This is a genomic window from Sulfitobacter sp. D7 (assembly GCF_003611275.1).
GTDB classification, from domain to species: Bacteria; Pseudomonadota; Alphaproteobacteria; order Rhodobacterales; family Rhodobacteraceae; genus Sulfitobacter; species Sulfitobacter profundi.
This window is the reverse complement of record NZ_CP020694.1, coordinates 1,651,351-1,669,795: the sequence shown is the minus strand read 5'-3', so window position 1 is coordinate 1,669,795 and position 18,445 is coordinate 1,651,351. Positions and strand designations below refer to the sequence as shown.

At 61.1% G+C, this 18,445-nt stretch carries 16 protein-coding genes; 9 read left to right on the top strand and 7 right to left on the bottom strand.

All coding sequences use genetic code 11. The annotated features are described in order from the left end of the window. The first annotated feature begins 32 nt into the window (after positions 1-32). The 3 genes from B5M07_RS08095 (at position 33) to B5M07_RS08085 (ending at position 2,993) form a co-directional block, all read left to right on the top strand. On the top strand, positions 33-710 hold the full coding sequence (locus B5M07_RS08095) for an orotate phosphoribosyltransferase (RefSeq protein ID WP_120350921.1): 678 nt from the start codon (positions 33-35) through the stop codon (positions 708-710). A 150-nt stretch (positions 711-860) separates the two neighbouring features. After that, the gene (locus tag B5M07_RS08090; protein WP_067629172.1) at positions 861-2,360 is read left to right on the top strand and encodes a replicative DNA helicase; all 1,500 of its coding nucleotides are present in this window, start codon (positions 861-863) and stop codon (positions 2,358-2,360) included. Positions 2,361-2,537: 177 nt separating this feature from the next. Then, positions 2,538-2,993, top strand: coding sequence for a DsrE family protein (locus B5M07_RS08085; protein ID WP_067941853.1), 456 nt, complete (start codon positions 2,538-2,540; stop codon positions 2,991-2,993). A gap of 45 nt (positions 2,994-3,038) precedes the next feature. On the opposite strand, the gene B5M07_RS08080 is transcribed toward B5M07_RS08085, so the two are convergent. Continuing rightward, the gene (locus tag B5M07_RS08080; RefSeq protein ID WP_120350920.1) at positions 3,039-4,346 is read right to left on the bottom strand and encodes an alpha/beta hydrolase family protein; all 1,308 of its coding nucleotides are present in this window, start codon (positions 4,344-4,346) and stop codon (positions 3,039-3,041) included. 100 nt (positions 4,347-4,446) lie between these two features. Continuing rightward, positions 4,447-5,154: a sterol desaturase family protein gene (locus B5M07_RS08075; RefSeq protein WP_254693980.1), complete on the bottom strand. Its 708-nt coding sequence runs from the start codon at positions 5,152-5,154 to the stop codon at positions 4,447-4,449. Between the two features lie 147 nt (positions 5,155-5,301). Between B5M07_RS08075 and alr the strand changes: the two genes are divergently transcribed. From alr to purF, 5 genes are all read left to right on the top strand, one after another. After that, positions 5,302-6,345, top strand: coding sequence for an alanine racemase (gene alr / locus B5M07_RS08070; protein WP_120350918.1), 1,044 nt, complete (start codon positions 5,302-5,304; stop codon positions 6,343-6,345). A gap of 280 nt (positions 6,346-6,625) precedes the next feature. Continuing rightward, positions 6,626-7,423 (top strand): DNA repair protein, encoded by a 798-nt coding sequence (locus B5M07_RS08065; protein ID WP_120350917.1) that lies wholly within the window; start codon positions 6,626-6,628, stop codon positions 7,421-7,423. A 104-nt stretch (positions 7,424-7,527) separates the two neighbouring features. After that, positions 7,528-8,895 carry a DNA repair protein RadA gene (gene radA / locus B5M07_RS08060; protein ID WP_120350916.1) on the top strand — a complete coding sequence of 456 codons (1,368 nt, stop codon included), beginning with the start codon at positions 7,528-7,530 and terminating at the stop codon, positions 8,893-8,895. 29 nt (positions 8,896-8,924) lie between these two features. After that, on the top strand, positions 8,925-9,479 hold the full coding sequence (locus B5M07_RS08055) for a CvpA family protein (RefSeq protein WP_067629130.1): 555 nt from the start codon (positions 8,925-8,927) through the stop codon (positions 9,477-9,479). Positions 9,480-9,724: 245 nt separating this feature from the next. Next, entirely contained in the window at positions 9,725-11,209 is a 1,485-nt protein-coding gene (purF, locus tag B5M07_RS08050) for an amidophosphoribosyltransferase (RefSeq protein WP_067629132.1), read from the top strand. 88 nt (positions 11,210-11,297) lie between these two features. Here purF and B5M07_RS08045 read toward each other — a convergent pair whose 3' ends face one another. Then, positions 11,298-11,567 carry a hypothetical protein gene (locus B5M07_RS08045; protein WP_067629134.1) on the bottom strand — a complete coding sequence of 90 codons (270 nt, stop codon included), beginning with the start codon at positions 11,565-11,567 and terminating at the stop codon, positions 11,298-11,300. A 163-nt stretch (positions 11,568-11,730) separates the two neighbouring features. On the opposite strand from B5M07_RS08045, the gene infC reads away from it, so the two are divergent. After that, a complete protein-coding gene (gene infC, locus B5M07_RS08040) occupies positions 11,731-12,315 on the top strand; it encodes a translation initiation factor IF-3 (protein WP_441351409.1) in 585 nt (194 codons plus the stop codon). Between the two features lie 111 nt (positions 12,316-12,426). On the opposite strand, the gene B5M07_RS08035 is transcribed toward infC, so the two are convergent. The 4 genes from B5M07_RS08035 to B5M07_RS08020 form a co-directional block, all read right to left on the bottom strand. Further along, positions 12,427-14,370 (bottom strand): OmpA family protein, encoded by a 1,944-nt coding sequence (locus tag B5M07_RS08035; protein ID WP_120350914.1) that lies wholly within the window; start codon positions 14,368-14,370, stop codon positions 12,427-12,429. 162 nt (positions 14,371-14,532) lie between these two features. Beyond that, positions 14,533-15,321: an FAD binding domain-containing protein gene (locus tag B5M07_RS08030; RefSeq protein ID WP_120350913.1), complete on the bottom strand. Its 789-nt coding sequence runs from the start codon at positions 15,319-15,321 to the stop codon at positions 14,533-14,535. 71 nt (positions 15,322-15,392) lie between these two features. Continuing rightward, positions 15,393-17,768: a xanthine dehydrogenase family protein molybdopterin-binding subunit gene (locus B5M07_RS08025; RefSeq protein WP_120350912.1), complete on the bottom strand. Its 2,376-nt coding sequence runs from the start codon at positions 17,766-17,768 to the stop codon at positions 15,393-15,395. A 115-nt stretch (positions 17,769-17,883) separates the two neighbouring features. Further along, entirely contained in the window at positions 17,884-18,369 is a 486-nt protein-coding gene (locus tag B5M07_RS08020) for a (2Fe-2S)-binding protein (RefSeq protein WP_120350911.1), read from the bottom strand. Between the last annotated feature and the right edge of the window lie 76 nt (positions 18,370-18,445).

Here is an 18,445-nt window from a genome sequence, read left to right as displayed (position 1 = left end):
ATCCGACCTCTCCCCAGCCAAGGACGCCTGCCATGATCCCCACCAGCCACCCCAGCCCCGAAGAAATGGCCCGCCTAACCGCGCGCATGTTGCTGGAGATCGGCGCGGTGCATTTCAACGCGGATGACCCCTTCACGCTGGCCTCCGGCCTGCCCAGCCCGACTTACATCGACTGCCGCAAGCTGATCTCCCACCCGCGCATCCGTTCGACCCTGATGGATTTTCTCACTGTCACCGTGATGCGCAACGCCGGTTTCGAGGCTTTCGACAATATCGCCGGTGGCGAGACCGCAGGCATCCCCTTCGCCGCTATGGTGGCTGAGCGCATGGCGCTGCCGATGACCTATGTGCGCAAAAAGCCCAAAGGCTATGGCCGCAACGCGCGGATCGAAGGTGACATGACCGAAGGCCAACGCGTGCTGCTGGTCGAGGATCTGACCACCGATGGTGGCTCAAAGCTCAGCTTTGTCGACGCGATTCGGGAAACCGGCGCAAGCTGCGCCCATACCGCCGTGATCTTCCACTACGGCATTTTCCCACAAACCGAAAAGACCCTTGGTGACCATGGCGTTACGCTTCATGCGCTGTGCACATGGTGGGATGTCTTGGCCGAAGCGCGCGCACAAGGCGCCTTTGACGCGGCAACATTGACCGAAGTCGAAGCCTTCCTGAACGCCCCGCGCGAATGGCAGGAATCCCGCAAAAGTTAACCGAATTTCCGCAAGATGTTGACCCAAGGCCCCTCCACAAGGCAAAATGTGGTGGGGCCTTTTGTTGATAAAGATATCCACAAAAGATACAATTTGCGCCGGACGACCCCACTGGCTATGACGACCATCTGGGTAGAAATGGGTGAGGTCATGAACGAAATTACATCGCTGAACGCGAACCAATTGGCCGTGCAGGCACCGGAATCGATGCCGCATTCGATCGAGGCCGAGCAGCAGTTGCTGGGTGCGATCCTCACCAACAACGACGTTTATGACCGCGTGGCCTCTGTCATTGGCCCCAAGCATTTCTACGAGCCGGTCCACGCGCGCATCTTCGACATCGCCTCCCAACGGATCGCCAAGAACAACCTCGCCTCTCCGGTCACGCTCAAAGCCTTTATGGAGGACGACGAGGGGCTGAAGGAGCTGGGCGGCCCTGCCTATCTCGCCCGTCTCGCGGGTGCTGCGATCAGCGCCTTTGCGGTGCGCGACTACGCGCAGATGATCTATGACCTCGCCGTGCGCCGCGACCTGATCCAGCTGGGCCGCGACATTTCGGCCAAGGCCGCGCAGGTCGATGTCGCCTCCGAGCCGCGCGAGCAGATCGTCGAGGCCGAGCAAGAACTCTACAAGCTGGCCGAACAGGGTCAGGTCGAAAGCGGTTTCCAGTCTTTCCTCAAGGCCGTGACAGATGCGGTCAACGTGGCTAACGCCGCCTACCAGCGTGACGGCGGCCTCTCAGGCGTCTCCACCGGGCTGATCGACATGGACAAGAAACTGGGCGGTCTGCACCGCTCTGACCTTCTGATCCTTGCGGGCCGTCCATCGATGGGGAAAACCTCACTTGCGACCAACATCGCCTTCAACGTGGCCAAAGCCTACAAACGCGGGATGAAGCCCGACGGCACCGAAGGCGCGGTCGACGGCGGCGTGGTGGGTTTCTACAGCCTTGAGATGAGCGCCGAACAGCTTGCCGCGCGGATCCTGTCGGAAGCCGCCGAGATCCCCAGCCAACAGATCCGTTCGGGCGACATGACCGAGACAGAGTTCCGCCGCTTCGTCGATGCCGCCAAGGCATTGGAAGCCTGCCCGCTGTTCATCGACGACACGCCCGCCCTGCCGATCAGCCAGCTTGCCGCCCGTGCGCGGCGGCTCAAACGGACCCACGGGCTTGATGTGCTGATCATCGACTACCTGCAGCTGGTCCGCGGCACGGGCAAATCGGAAAACCGGGTGAACGAAATCTCGGAAATCACCATGGGTCTCAAGGCCATCGCCAAGGAACTCGACATTCCGGTGATCGCCTTGTCCCAGCTTTCGCGTCAGGTGGAAAGCCGCGACGATAAACGCCCGCAGCTGTCGGACCTGCGTGAATCGGGCTCGATCGAGCAGGACGCCGATGTGGTGATGTTCGTCTACCGCGAGGAATACTACAAAGAACGCGAAAAACCGGGCGATCATGAGCTCGACAAGATGGCGGTCTGGCAAGAAGAGATGGAGCGCTTGCACGGCCGCGCCGAGGTGGTCATCGGCAAGCAGCGTCACGGGCCGATCGGCACGGTGGACCTCAGCTTTGAGGGCCGGTTTACCCGCTTTGGCAACCTTGTGCAGCCTTGGCAGCAGGGTGGCGGCGACGAACAGGAATTTTGATCCCCCACGGCTGAAGGCCACCGCTCTTTGCGGGCAGTGACCCTCAGCCCATCGCCCCCATCCCCATCGAATTCAAAGTCCTGAATAAGTGATTTGGATTGCCCCAAACTGCCGTTAGGCTAGATGGGCGGTTCTGCGCCTCGCGCCAGTACCGTCACTCACCTTGGGAGGACCAAAATGACCAATATCATCCGCGCCATCTGTCTGATGCTCGCCACCAGCTTTGCCTTCGCGCTCCACGCCGAAGAGACCGAGCGTTACGGCAAGCAGAAAGTCGTCTATCACATCAACTATAACGGCGGCGAAGGCTCCAAAGCGCATCTGGGGGCCATGCGCAACATTCAGAACCACATCAATGCCGTCGGGGCCGAGAATATCGACGTGAAGGTCGTGCTGCATGGCAATGGGCTGAGCCTCTTGGCCGATGCCAAGGGCAACGACAAGATGCAGACAACCGTATCATCGCTCAAAGGGCAGAACGTCAGCTTTCACGTCTGCAACAACACCCTGCGCGGCCGCGAGATCAGCTATGAGGATGATCTCTATGATGTGTGGGAGGAAGACATCGTGCCCTCCGGGGTCGCGGAACTCTCGCGTCTGCAACAGATGGGCTACACCTACATCAAGCCTTAAAAATATAACGCCCGGGGGTCATGCGCCCCCGGGCGTCGATGCCTGTTACTCGCCCGCCGCGCGGGTCTCATACATCAGCCCCTTGGCGCTGCCTTCGGCGAAACCCTTCCAATAGCTGTGGTCGTCCTTTTCGGTCCCGTCTTCTTCGACAGACCAGACGCCAGCGTTGGAATCCTCTACCAGATCAAGGTAGCCCCCCTTCTCGGCATCATTCTTCAGATGGCTATCCATCCATGCGGTCACGAAATGCTGGGCGATATTGTTCATCCGCGCCGTGTCCCAAACCGCATCGGTGTAATGTTCTGAAATGTTGAACCCTTTGTCCTCGCTGAAGTAATAGGACTCCGTGGGCGCGGGCATCGGCGCGCCGGCGTTATGGCCTGCGTTCATATAGGTCAGCAGCGCACGGTCGACGTTTGAGGTGTTTTGCCAGATGGCGCGAATGCCGTCTTCGTAAAGCGATGTGTCATCCTGCGATCCGGCGATAAAGAGCATCGGGATCTGCACACCCGCCAGACCTTCGGCATCCCAAAAGCCCCGGTTCATGCCCCAAGGGCCAAAGGCCACGGCCGTCTTGATGCGCGGATCAGGCAGCGCGTCGTGGGTGTCTGACCCGGCCTGATGAATGCCCAATGTGCCATGCGGCCCACCCCATGTGTAGCCTACAGAAGCCTCGGTCACGCCGCCGCCTGCGGTGATAATCGCGCCGTAGCCGCCCATGGAGTAGCCGATCAACCCGGTGTTCTCGGCGTCATAAAGCCCTGCAAAATCGCCACCCTCCGCGGCCTTTTGCGCCATCTGCTCCAGCACAAAGAGTTGGTCCAGCGAGCGGTTCACCAGCGTCGAGCCAAAGGCCGCCTGCGTGCGGTAGGTGCTGTCGGTGTGGTCGATGGAGGCCACGACATAGCCCTTGGAGGCGAGGTTCTCGGCCAGATGCGACAGCAGATAGCGGTTGCCCGGATAGCCGTGGCTGATCAGGACCAGCGGAAAGGTCTCGCCCGAGGCCGGATCGACATCGCGCATCGCCTGCCCCTGCAACGTGACCTCGGTGGTGCCGTCGCGCAGATAGGCTTTGAAGGCGGTTTCGCCCTGCGCGCCCTCGGCGGCAGGGTAATACATCTCAACGGTCAAAGGTCGGTCATAGCGCGGCATCTCATCGGGCTTATCGGCGGCCGGGTCGATGGCGAGTATGTCGATCTGATCGGGGTTGACCATCTCAAGCGTGCGCACGCCCACCGCGTGGTCGCCATAGGCCGCGAGCTCGGGCGCGTTCGGCAGTTGTCGGTCGATCCGATTCTCCGCCTGCGCCGCCCCTGCGGTAAGGCTGGCGGCAAGCAGGGCCGTGGTGGTCATATGTCTATGCATGGTTCGTCCTCCCTTGGATAGGCCCGAGCCTACCTGCGTTGCGGAGGCAAGCAAGCGCCCTAGCCGTGACGTTACGGAAGTTTCACACTTACCCCCGCGCGGCGCGGGCCACTTCTGCCTCAGAGAGCCCATACCTCCCGGCGAATTTGGCGCGGGCGGCCAACAGCCTTGGGTCATCGGGTTTCATGCCCAAGGTGCGGATAAAGGCGATGCGCTGCTGCTGTTTCAAGGCTTCGGTGTCGATATCCGTGCCCATGGCGCGGTCGATAATCTCTCCGCCGGGGCTGACGTGGAACCACTTGTTGAAGTCGCGGAAGTGATGCTGGTTGTGCAGCCGCGTGACATGCCGCTCGACCGCCGTTTTGGGGACCGTCAGATGCGCCGTCATGTGGAACCACTCATAGCCCAGAAAGGTCAGCACCCCACCCAAGGGTACGATTGCCGTGGCAATCCAAAGACTTGCGTCAAACCCCAGCAGCGCCGCAATGCCCCAAACCAAAAGGAAATTACCCACAAGCATCGGCAAAGCGACCCAAAGCGGCACAAAGAACAGCCCGTGATTGGTGGGAAAATCATGGTGCCCGTAATGCGCGCGGTAGAGCAGATCAAAGGCCCATTGCCGTTTCGGCGGATCAAGGTGAAAGACATACCGGTGCAGGTTGTATTCATTGAGCATCTGCGCCGCGATCCCCAGCGGCACCAGCGCCCAGCACCACAGCGGCGCCCCCCAGAGCATCGCGCCAAAGGCAACCACACAGGCCAGCGCCATGAGCGATACCCCCGCGTGGCCAAACATGATCCTGATCCGTGACATCCGCCTGACCTCCCCATCCTGCGCATCCGGTAGGCAAAAGTGTAACAAATCCCCCTCGCCCCTGTCGCGCATGACGTTAGGTGCCCTTGGTCGCTTGACCTCCCCCCGCATTCTGGCCCACATCCGCCCATGAGCAAAGCGACCCTGACCATCGACCTGCAAGCCATCGCCGACAACTGGCGCGCCCTTGACCGCATGACGGGGGCCGAGACCGGCGCCGTGGTCAAAGCCGACAGCTATGGCCTTGGTGCGGCCCGTGTGGCGACAGCCTTGGCCGAGGCTGGCGCGCGACAGTTCTTTGTGGCCTTGACCGAAGAAGGCGTAGCACTGCGGCAGGCCTTGGGCGAAGGCCCGGTGATCAATGTCTTTTCCGGCCACATGGCAGGCGACGCCGAGGCGATTGCCGGTGCCGCCTTAACGCCGATGGTCAACTCGACCGAGCAGCTTTTGCGACAGCTTGAGACCCTGCCCGGCCATGGCTTTGGCATCCAACTCGACAGCGGCATGAACCGGCTGGGGATGGAGCCTGCGGAATGGGCGGCCCTGCGCGACATCGCACTCAGCCAGAACCCCTCGCTGATCATGTCGCATCTGGCCTGCTCAGACGAACCGGGACACGAGATGAACGACGCGCAGCTGCGCAGCTTTCACGAGATGACCCAAGGGATCGACGTCCCGCGCTCGCTCTCTGCCACGGGGGGCATCCTGCTGGGCTCTGATTATCACTTCGATGTCACGCGGCCCGGGATTGGCCTTTATGGCGGGCGGCCCTTCACCGATGCGCGGCCTGTGGTCACCCTTGATGTGCCGGTGATCCAAACCCGCAACGTCACCCCGGGAGAGACTGTGGGATATGGCAACACATGGACGGCAGAGAGCACGGTGAAGCTCGCCACCGTCGCTGCGGGCTACGCCGACGGGCTCCAGCGCGCCATGGGCAATGCAGTCGGCGCGGCCTCATTCCAACATGACGGCATTTCGCTGCCGATTGTCGGGCGCGTGTCGATGGATCTGATCACGGTGGATGTCTCTGCGTTGGATGAAGTCCCCGCGACTTTGCAATTGCTGGGGCCAAAGCAGGGTGTCGATGATCTGGCGGATTGGGCCGGGACGATCGGCTACGAAATGCTCACCTCACTCGGGGCGAGATACGCGCGGACCTACGCCGAATAGTTCGGCGACTTTCCCCCGTTTCGTATTGAGTGGACTGCAGATCGGCGGCGCTTTAGCGTGGCTATTTTCCCACAGGCCTGCCCCGCCCGTCTTCGGCAGTCGACAGGTAAATCACCCCAATCACTGCAAAAAGTTTACGAAAAACCTGAGGTTGTGCCATAATGTGGGCAAAACTGCGTTAAATCCTCAGCATAATTCCGCACTGAATGGGAACAAAGAAGGATAAAGAGGCGTTGGTCGGCAGAAACTTGCTTAGTAGCTCTTCCAGGGGGGAGAAAGTATGTCCCAGCTTCGTTCATTCGCCTACCTCATCCAATTCGCCTTTCAACGGCTGGCCGTTGTGGTCTTTGCCCTCGCGGCCCTTGCCCTCACCATGGCCAGCATCATGGCCGGGATCGGCCTTTGGGATTGGATCAGTCTTGACCTTCGATATGGCGGTGAGCCTGTTGAAAACGCTGGGATGTACGCCCAGCTAACCTTGACCGCTCTTGCCGTGGGCCTGTGTTTTTTCCTGCCCACCAACCGTCGCGTCATGCAGCTTGAAACCTCGCACCGCCAGTTCAATGTTGGCATGCAGGACGTGGCCCGCGCCTATGGCGCCGTGCACGCCGCCGACCGTGCGGAAACCTTTCAGATGAGTTCGGAATTTGATTCGGTGCGCGAACGTCTGGCCTATCTGCGCGATCACCCCGACCTCAGCACGCTGGAGCCCGCCGTTCTGGAAATGGCCGCACAAATGAGCCACGTGGCCCGCGATCTGGCCGAAGTTTACTCGGATGAGAAACTGGCCCGTGCACGCAGCTTCCTGAAACAGCGCCAAGAAGAGGTCGAGTTGTTCAACAGCCGTCTGGATCAGGCCAAAGCCATCTCGACAGAGATGAAACATTGGCTCCACGAAGTCGAACTCGAAGAGAGCGTCGCCGTAGCCCAGCTTGAGCGCCTGCGTGACGAGATGCGTGAGATCATGCCGGAGCTTGGCCTCGAGCGTGTGGTGCAAACCGAAGCCCCCGAGCGCCAGCCGGAGCCGACATCGCTCGACAATATCGTGATCGATCTGCCTCCCAAAGCTGCCGAGTAACACCGGCGGCAGCATCCGGCCCATTGGGTTCCCCCCCGGGATCATCACCCAAAGGCCGGATGCTTTTCCTTTGACGCCATCCGGCACCTGCGCGAAAAGGGCCCATGGCCAAATCCTCCTCCAGTTTTTCCTGCGCCGAATGCGGTGCGAAACATTCCAAATGGTCCGGGCGCTGTGACGCCTGTGGCGCTTGGAATTCGATCGTCGAAGACAAGGGCATCTCCGCAGGCCCGCCCAGCAAATCCTTGGGCGCACGGCGCGGCTCTGCCATTGAACTCACCGACCTTGCCACCCAAGAAACCCCGCCACCGCGCGCGCAATCCGGTATTGCCGAGTTGGACCGCGTTCTGGGCGGCGGCTTGGTGCCCGCCTCGGCGATCCTTGTGGGCGGCGATCCGGGCATCGGCAAATCAACCCTCCTGCTTCAAGCCGCCGCCCATTTTGCGAATTCGGGTCTAAAGACGATTTACGTCAGCGGAGAGGAAGCCAGCGCGCAGGTCCGCATGCGCGCCCAACGGCTGGGCCTTTCAGAAGCGCCCGTGAAACTAGCAGCGGAAACCAATCTGCGCGACATCCTCACCACGTTGGAAGCCGAGCGGCCGCAGCTTGCCATCATCGATTCCATTCAAACCATGTGGGCCGATAACGTCGAAAGCGCGCCGGGCTCGGTCAGTCAGGTGCGCGCCGCGGCGCATGAGTTGACCAGTTTCGCCAAACGGCGCGGGGTTGCCGTGATCCTTGTGGGCCACGTCACCAAAGAAGGTCAGATCGCAGGCCCGCGGGTGGTGGAGCATATGGTCGACACTGTGCTTTATTTCGAAGGCGAACGGGGCCACCAATTCCGCATCCTGCGCGCGGTCAAAAACCGTTTTGGCCCGGCGGATGAAATCGGCGTGTTCGAGATGACGGGCGGCGGTCTGTCTGAGGTCCTCAACCCCTCGGCGCTGTTTTTGTCGGAACGCGGCCAACCCTCCCCCGGGTCGGTGGTCTTTGCGGGCATCGAAGGCACGCGGCCCGTCTTGGTCGAGCTTCAGGCGCTTGTTGCCCCCTCGCCCCATTCCCAGGCGCGCCGCACCGTGGTGGGGTGGGATTCGGGCCGTCTGGCGATGATCCTCGCGGTGTTGGAGGCGCGCTGCGGGATTCCTTTTGCGGGGCTGGATGTCTACCTCAATGTGGCCGGCGGCATGAAAATCTCGGAGCCCGCCGCTGATCTGGCCGTGGCTGCCGCGATCCTTTCGGCCCGAGAAGACGCGGCCCTGCCCGCCGAAACCGTTGTTTTCGGGGAAATCAGCCTGTCCGGTGCGCTGCGCCCCGCCAGCCAGACGGAAAACAGGTTGAAAGAGGCGCAAAAACTTGGTTTTACGAGCGCTATTGCACCGCGCGGCGGGAAAGCCGTGGGTGCGACCGGAATTGCGCTGAATACGATGAGCGATCTGACCGGATTTGTTGGCGAAATTTTCGGGGCGGGCTGATCCCCCCTTAGACGAGGGCGAGAACGCGCATGGACGGTTTTACCATTATTGACGGGGTGGTCGCGGTGGTCATCGTGCTATCGGCACTGCTGGCCTATGGCCGCGGGCTGGTGCGCGAGCTGATGGCGATTGTCGGCTGGATTGCAGCGGCAGTGCTGGCCTTTCTCTTTGCGCCGCAGGTTGAGCCGCTGGTGCGTGAGCTGCCCTATGTTGGCGAATTCCTTGCCGACAGTTGCGAATTGTCGGTGATCGGTGCATTCGCATTGGTCTTTGCCGCCGCGTTGATCGTGGTCTCACTTTTCACCCCGCTGTTCTCTTCGTTGGTGCATCGTTCGATGCTGGGCGGCCTTGATCAAGGGCTTGGCTTTATTTTCGGCGTCGTGCGCGGCGTGCTTTTGGTGGCGATTGCCTTCTTCGTCTACGACACGGTCATCACGGGTGAGCGCACGACAATGGTCGAAAACAGCCGCTCCGCTGCTGTATTCTCGCGCTTTACCGGCCAGATCGAAGAAAAAGACCCGCAAGAGGCGCTTGGTTGGATCACCAACCGTTATGAGGCGCTCGTTGGGAAATGTAGCGCCTAAAGCGTTCACAAACTCTTAACACTATCGTTTTAGACAGGCGGCCAGAACAACGGGCCGCCTGTTTTGCGTTTGGGGCACATCCGGGACTGGCAGCGGTGCATCCGCTGCCCAGTTCTCGACCCCTCGGCACGCTTTATCGCGCCTGTCGCTCCTTGCGGGCGACATGCGGGGTGACAGTCGGGTGCGAAGCCCCTACATAGGCACCGACCCCACCCGGATTCGGAGTTGCCCCGTTGTCCAAGCTCATGCCACCCGCCCATCCCTTTGACACATCCTACCTGCGCGACAGCGGAGATGAGGATAAACTGAAGGAGGAATGCGGCGTTTTCGGCGTGGTTGGCGTTGCTGATGCCGCCACTTTCGTGGCCCTTGGCCTCCACGCCCTCCAGCACCGCGGACAAGAGGCAGGCGGCATCGTCAGCTACGATCCCGAAGCTGGTTTCCAATCGGCCCGCCGCTTTGGCTATGTCCGTGATAACTTCACCTCGCAGGATATCATGCAGACCCTGCCCGGCGAATTGTCCATCGGCCATGTGCGCTATTCCACCTCCGGCAACAAAGGCCCCACCGCGATCCGCGATGTGCAACCTTTCTTTGGCGAGTTTGCCATGGGCGGTGCCGCGATTGCGCATAACGGCAACATCACCAATGCCAACGCGCTGCGCCGCGAGTTGATCGAACGCGGTTCGATCTTTCAGTCTTCCTCGGACAGTGAGTGCATCATTCACCTGATGGCGCGGTCGTTGCAGCGCAACATTCCCGAACGGATGGAAGATGCGCTGCGGCGGGTCGAAGGGGCGTTTTCTGTCGTGGCAATGACCCGCACCAAGTTGATTGGCGTGCGCGATCCGCTAGGGGTTCGCCCGCTGGTTCTGGGCCGTGTCGGCGATGGATGGGCGCTGAGCTCTGAAACCTGCGCGCTTGACATCATCGGGGCCGAATTCGTGCGCGAGATCGAGCCGGGCGAGATGGTGGTAATCACTGAGAAAGGCGTCGAAAGCCACTTCCCCTTCCGGCGCGTCGCCTCGCGTTTCTGCATTTTTGAGCACGTGTATTTCAGCCGCCCCGACAGCATCCTCGGCGGTCGCTCGGTCTATGAAACACGCGAGAATATTGGCCGTGAACTGGCCAAGGAAAGCCCGGTTGACGCCGATCTCGTCTGCCCCGTGCCCGACAGTGGCACCCCGGCAGCGATTGGTTTCAGTCTTGAATCCGGCATTCCCTACGCGATGGGCATCATCCGCAACCAATATATGGGCCGGACCTTCATCGAGCCGACAGAGCAGATCCGCAACATGGGTGTGCGTCTCAAGCTCAACGTCAACCGTGCGCTTATCAAGGGCAAGCGGGTGATCTTGGTCGACGACTCGGTGGTGCGCGGCACGACCTCGCGCAAGATCAAAGAGATGATCCTCGACGCTGGCGCCGCCGAGGTTCACTTCCGCATCGCCTCCCCGCCCACGGCATGGCCTTGTTTCTACGGTGTCGACACCCCGCAGCGCGAAAAGCTGCTGGCGGCGACCATGTCCGAGGACGAGATGCGCGATCACCTACAGGTCGACAGCCTCAAGTTCATCTCGCTCGACGGTCTGTACCGCGCGGTGGGCGAAGCCGAAGGCCGCAAGGCCGAGTGCCCGCAGTATTGCGACGCCTGCTTCTCGGGCGACTACCCGGTCACCCCTGCCGATCAGGTCAAGGAAGGGTTCCAGATGAAGCCCGCCGCCGAATAACCTGCGAGACAGATTTTATCAAAGCAAAGGCCGCGCCCGGAACCCCGGACGCGGCCTTGTTTTTTACCACCCTCGCGGGGTCGCTTGCTTAGTTTTGCGCCGCAGGCTCGGCCGCATCATTGGCGCTGTCCGTCGCATCATCCACGGCGTCGCTGATCGCCTCTCCGGCGGCGTCGACCGTATCGGTGATCGCCTCTGCCGCGTCTTCGGCGGCATTGGTCACATCCTCGGCCACCTCTGGGGCATTGATCGCCTCAGAGGCTTCGATGGCCACTTCCTGCGGCCCTTTGCCGGTGAAAAGCATATAGCCCGCCAGCGCAATCAACGCCGCCACGACCAACCAGACCAGATTCTTCATTCCATTCCCCTTAATCTACGCCCCGCGACGTTAGAGATTACCCCCGGGGCCGCATAGCCGTCAATTGCGCCACATTCGCCCCAGATCAAGGGTAAATCGCCGCAAAGCCCACGCATAGCGCGATTTTGCGGCTTGAAGATGCCCCCCTGCGGGTTTACCTTGCATTCTCGAATTAGGTAACAATCAAAGGACCATCACCATCGCTCGCAGACCTCATAACGCGCCGCCCCAACGTGACACCGGCCCGCGCGTCAACGACAAGATCCGCTCCACTGAAATCCGCCTGATCGGGGCAGACGGCGAAAACGTCGGCGTTGTGACGCCTCAGCGTGCCATGGAAATGGCCGAAGAAGCTGGGCTTGACCTTGTCGAAATTTCGCCGAATGCCAAGCCGCCCGTGTGCAAGATCATGGATTTCGGCAAGTTCAAATATGAACAGCAAAAGCGCGAGAGCGAAGCCCGCAAGAAACAGAAGATCATCGAGATCAAAGAGGTCAAGTTCCGTCCCAATACGGATACGAACGACTACGATGTGAAGATGCGTAACGTCTTCAAGTTTCTTGAAGGTGGCGACAAGGTGAAGGTCACCCTACGGTTCCGTGGCCGTGAGATGGCGCACCAGAACCTGGGTCGTGAGCTTTTGGAGCGCGTTGCTGCGGATACCAAAGACATCGGCCGGGTTGAGAACTTCCCCAAGATGGAAGGCCGCCAGATGGTCATGGTGATCGGGCCCCTGCCCAACAAGTGATCCGCTCTATGTCGGGTCCGCACGGCGGGCCCGATTGATCATCTTACAGCCCATAACGCAAAACGCCCCCGGATCGCTCCGGGGGCGTTTTCATTTTAGGGGTAGGTCTGCTTAACGCAGCAGACCGGTAATGTTCCGCACGACCGCACGGCGGTTCGCAGGTTCCGCTGACGTCGTCGGCACGCGCAGCTGGCTTTCGCCGTAGCCCTGCGTGATCAGGTTGGCAGGCGGTACATCGAAGTACTCCGTCAGAGCCAGTGCAACGGTCTCTGCACGGCGGTCCGACAGGGCGAGGTTGTAGCTCGCATCGCCAACCGCATCCGTATGCCCTTCGACAAGGATCACGGTGCGCGGATCCTTTTGGATCAGGTCACGCAGTGTGGTGCCGATATTGGCAAGCGAACGGGCCTGCTCAGGCTGGATCGCAGCGGAGCCTGTGGGGAAGCGCACGGCGTCCAATTCCAACTGCGGCGCGAGAGAGCGCACCTCACGGATTTCGCGCACCTGACGCAGGGAGAATGTCCGCCCCTGATCGTTGCGCAATTCCGTCTGCAGTGCCTGACGCAGCGCCGCTTCGTCTTGCGTGCTGGCGCGCTGAGCTTGCTGGGTTTCCTGAACCTGCGGCAGGTCGTTCACCACAACTTCACGCTCTTCGACAAGGTCATCCACAAGTACGTACTCGCGGCCCTGTGCGTCAAAGTTGGTGCGGCGCAACACGGTACCATCGCGCGAACGAATGGTCTCAACCCGGCTGCCATCGCTCTTGGTCACGATGGTACGGGTGGAGCCGTCGTCGAAGGTCTGCGTTTGCACTTCATCGCCGGGGCGACGCAGCAGCGCATTGTCGTCCTTCAGAACACGCAGCTCACCAGTGTCGTCTTGAACAACCACACGGTCACCGGAACGGCTGACGATCTTTTCACCGTTGTTCAGCACCGACCCCACGGCCACGGCGCCAAGGCCAAGCAGCAAGGCTTTCTCGAAGTCCGACAGCCCGCTGTCGTCATCGTTTGAGGCCGCTGCTTCGGCTTCGCCGGCGGCGGTCACTTTGGTGTCGAAATCTTCGTCCGAGGTACGCACGTCCTCTTCGGTAACTTCTTCGGTCACTACTTCTGCTTCCGCATCGTTTTCGGCAGCAGCGGCAGCCGCAGCTGCGGCGGCCTCACGCTCGGCACGGCGTTCCTCACGACGCTCTTCGCGGCGCTCGGCACGGCGGGCTTCGCGGCGCTCTTCACGGGCTTGGATCTGCTCTTCGGTCAGACCAGCGTTGTCTTCTTCGCCCACCGCTTCGCCGCTCATTTCGGCGTCGGATTCCGCATCCTGAGCGGTTGTGGCAGCAGCTTCGTCATTCTGGACCGTTTCTGCTTCGGTCGCAGTTTCGGCCTCCAGCTCGCTTTCGACAGGCTCGGTGGTTTCTACCGGCTCGGTGGTCTCGACGGCTGTATCAGCAGTTTCTTCGGCTTCTGCAGTGGTTTCGACCTCGGCCTCAACTTCCGCGTCCTGCATGGTCTCGGCTTCAACTTCAGCCTCTTGCTCGACGACGGGTTCGGCTTCGACCTCTTGCTCAACCTCTGCTTCTGCTTCCGCTTCGGCCTCTACCTCTTCGTCAACTTCGGCTTCAGCAGTCGCCTCGGCCTCGGCTTCCGACGCAGCTTCGGCGGCAGCTTCAGCTTGCGCCTCTGCGGCATCAGCAGCTTCGTCGGCCTGTTCAACCGCGCTGTCTACAGCGGCAGCGGCGGCATCGCCAGTGGACTCAACCGCATCAGCGGCTTGACCCAAGACAGAACCGGGTTCCGCTTCGGCCTCGGTTTCAACTTCAGCTTCCGCTTCGGCTTCCACTTCCGCCGAAGCTTCCGCATCAGCGCTCAGCCCGGCGATGACGCGCAACTCTTCGGCGTTCTCTACCGTTTGATCGTCAAATGCGCAGGGAAACTCTGTCGCTTCGCCCACGGGGCCGCATTCGGCCAGATTCTGCTCCTGAGCGAAAGCGCCATGCGGGAAGGCCAATGCAAGGCTCAGACCCAGCGAAGTCGTAGATCTCAGTAGGTTTTTCATGTTCACGTCCTCATTATTACGGGAACGCCGTTCGGGCAGCGCTTGTCACCCAACGCATAATGGGGGCGCTGGTTCCGCTATCCAATATCAATACCTTATCCCATGAAAATACCGCGCCCCCATTCGGGGACGCGGCAAAGGTTTACAAAGTGTTATCGACTATCAGGCGATGGCTGCGACAGCGCGGCGGGTCATCACGCCGCAAAGATGCGCGCGGTAGGCGCCGCTGCCGTGCAGATCACTGATCATATCATCCGAACCGAGGGTGAGCCCCTCTAAGGCACCAGCCTCAAACCGGCCAGACAAAGCGGCTTCGGCCTCCGTCCAGCGGAAGACACCATCGTTCGACGCGCCGGTGATCGCCACGCGCACTCCATCACTGAACCGGGCCACATAGGCCGCGACCAGCGGAAAGCGTGAGGCGGGTTGGATGAACTTCTCGTAATGCGCGGCCTGCGGAATGGGAAAGCGCACGCCGGTCACGATCTCCCCTTCTTCCAAGGCGGTGGTGAACATGCCCTGAAAATAGTCATCAGCCGCAATTTCGCGCCGGTCGGTTTCAATCGTCGCTCCGCTGGCCAAGGCCCCGGCGGGATAGCAGGCAGAGGGGTCGTTATTGGCAAGCGATCCGCCGATCGTGCCGCGGTTGCGTACCGCCGGGTCACCGATCCGCGCGGCGAGGCTGGCCAAGGCGGGATAGCTTTCCGCGGCCTCGCGCATGACGGTCGCGTGGGTCGTGCCGCCGCCAATCCAAAGCGCGCCATCGCGCATTTCCACGCCTTTCAACGCATCAATCCCCGCCAGCGACACCAGAACCGAGGGCATCGCCAGCCGCGCCTTCAGCGTCGGGATCAGCGTCTGCCCCCCGCTCAGCGGTTGCGCGTCTTCCTGCCCCAAGGCCTTGACCGCATCCGCCACGCTGCTGGGGCACTCTACTTCGAATTCATACATCTTTCATCCTTCCCAGAGGCCGCCCGTGCGTCGCCTCTTTGTCCCATACACTTTTCAGTAGGCCAAGGCGCTCAGCCATTCATCGCCTCCCAAACCCGCGCGGGGCTGACCGGCATGTCGATATGGCCGATGTCCTTGCCGCCCGAGCGCATGGCGTCGAGCACCGCGTTTACCACAGCAGGCGGCGAGCCAATCGCCCCCGCCTCCCCGCAGCCTTTGACGCCCAAGGGGTTGTGGGTGCAGGGCGTCTGGCAGGAGTGATCCACGTCATAGAACGGCAGATCGCTGGCGCGCGGCATCGCGTAATCCATATAAGAGGCGCTTAGCAATTGGCCGTCCTCGTCATAGGCGCAGTTTTCCAGCAGTGCCTGGCCGATGCCTTGTGCCAAACCGCCATGCACTTGGCCTGTGACGATCATCGGGTTCACGACGTTGCCAAAGTCATCGGCTGCGGTGAACCGCTCGACCGTGACATGCCCGGTTTCGGGATCAAGCTCGACCTCGCAGGCATAGGCGCCTGCGGGATAGGTAAAGTTCGACGGATCGTAGAAGGCCGTCTCCTCCAGCCCCGGTTCGATCTCCTCCAGCGGGTAATTATGTGGCACGTAGGCCGCCAGCGTCACATCGCCCCAAGCCACGGATTTGTCGGTGCCTGCCACGCTGAAGGCCCCATCCTTCAACTCGATATCCCCTTCCGAGGCTTCGAGCAGGTGGCTGGCGATCTTTTTGGCCTTGGCGATGATCTTTTCCGTCGCCCGAACCATGGCGCTGCCGCCCACGGCCAGCGAGCGTGAGCCATAGGTGCCCATGCCCATGGGCGTGCGCGCCGTGTCGCCATGGACGATCTCGACCATATTCTCATCAATGCCAATCATATCGGCCACCACTTGCGCAAAAGAGGTCTCATGCCCCTGCCCGTGGCTGTGGCTGCCGGTCATGACAACCAGCCCGCCGGTCGCGTTGACCCGCACCGTGGCGCTTTCATACAGGCCCGCACGTGCACCAAGTTGGCCGACAAGGTTCGAAGGTGCGATGCCGCAAGCCTCGATATAACAGTTCACACCGAAGCCGCGCAGCTTGCCTTTGGATTCGCTTTCCTTGCGCCGCGCCTCAAAGCCCGCGTGGTCAGCGATCTCTTCGAGCTTGTCCATCGTGGCGTTGTAGTCGCCCGTGTCATATTCCACCGCCACCGGAGTGGCATAGGGAAACTCCGTCACGAAGTTCTGACGGCGCAGTTTGATCGGGTCGACCTTCAGCTCATGCGCGGCCTTGTCGATCAGACGCTCCAGCTGATAGGTCGCCTCGGGCCTCCCGGCACCGCGGTAGGCGTCTACTGGCACGGTATTGGTAAAGACCGCCTTAACATTCACGTAGATCAGCGGTGTTTTATAGTTTCCGGCCATCAGTGTGCCATGCAGCCACGTCGGCACCGAAGGCGCGAAGGTCGAAAGATAGGCGCCCATATTGGCGTAGGTATCGGTGCGCAGCGCGGTGAAATTGTTGTCGGCATCCAGCGCCAGTTCGATCTTGGTCACATGGTCGCGGCCATGGGCATCCGACATGAAAGCCTCCGACCGGCTGGAGGTCCATTTTACCGGACGCCCCACCGCCTTGGCGGCAAAGGTGCAAAAGGCTTCTTCTTGGTAGTGGAAAATCTTGGTGCCGAAACCGCCGCCCACATCCGGGGCCACAACGCGCAGCTTATGCTCGGGGATGCCCAGCACAAAGGCGCCCATCAGCAGGCGGATCACATGCGGGTTCTGGCTGGTGGTATAGAGCGTATAATCGCCAGCCGAGCGGTCGTACTCGCCGATGGCCACGCGCGGCTCCATCGGGTTGGCCACAAGGCGGTTGTTGACCAGTTCCAGCGTGGTGACATGGTGGGCCTCCTCAAAGGCCTTGTTCACCGCGTCTTTGTTTTCCTCAACGAAACCCCAGTCATAGCACAGGTTGCTGGTCAGATCGTCATGCACCTTGGGCGCATCGCCTTTGACTGCGTCTTTCATGTTCACCACGGCGGGCAACTCGTCAATGTCTACGACGATTGCCTCAGCAGCATCGCGCGCCTGTGCCAAAGTCTCCGCCACCACGGCGGCGATTGGTTCCCCCACATGGCGGACCTTTTCGTGGGCCAGCACCGGGTGCTTCGGCTCTTGCATGGGTTGGCCATGTTTATCGGTGATCTGCCAGCCACAGGGCATCCCGCCGATTTCGGCAAAATCCGCGCCGGTGAAAATCTTCAGCACGCCGGGCATGTCTTCGGCGGCAGAGGTATCGACCCCCGTCAGCCGCCCATGCGCCACGTCGGAGCGCAGGAAAAACACATGGGTCTGGCGGCGCAGGTTAATATCATCCGTGTAGCGCCCCGACCCGGTGAGAAAGCGAATGTCCTCCCGTCGTTTGCTGCTGGCGCCAATTCCGCGCGTCGGTTCAAGATCCTTAGGCATAACGTCCTCCCGTTTGGTGGCGGTGCGGATGCACCTGATCTGTCACGCGGCGCCCGGTTCTGGTGGTCCTCCCTCCGCCATCACCGGTCTGCTCTGCGTGACGCTGTTCTTGGATTTACTCTGCCGCCAGCGCGCTGACGTCCTGACCACTGGCGGCCATGATCGCTTTGACGATGTTATGATACCCGGTGCAGCGGCAGATGTTGCCGTCAAGGTAGTGGCGCACCTCGGCCTCGCTCGGCTTGGGGTTGTCCTTGAGCAGGGCTGCCGCCGACATCACCATGCCCGGCGTGCAAAATCCGCATTGCAGCCCGTGGTGATCCTGAAACGCCTGCTGGATGGTGTTGAGCGTGCCATCTGGGGCCGCCTGCCCTTCGATGGTGTCGACTTCGGCGCCGTCAGCCTCAATCGCGAACATGGTGCAGGCTTTGACCGCATTGCCATTCACATGAACCACACAGGCCCCGCATTGGCTGGTGTCACAGCCCACATGAGTCCCGGTAAGTTCCAGATCATCGCGTAGGAAATGCACCAGCAGCGTGCGGCCTTCGACCTCCCCTGACGCGGGTTTGCCGTTCACGGTCATATTGACCTGTGTCATGTTCTTCCTCCCAGTCTGACGCTTGTTAGAGGCAGTTAAGCACGACAAGCCCTAGTTGAGAACATATATTTTCCGA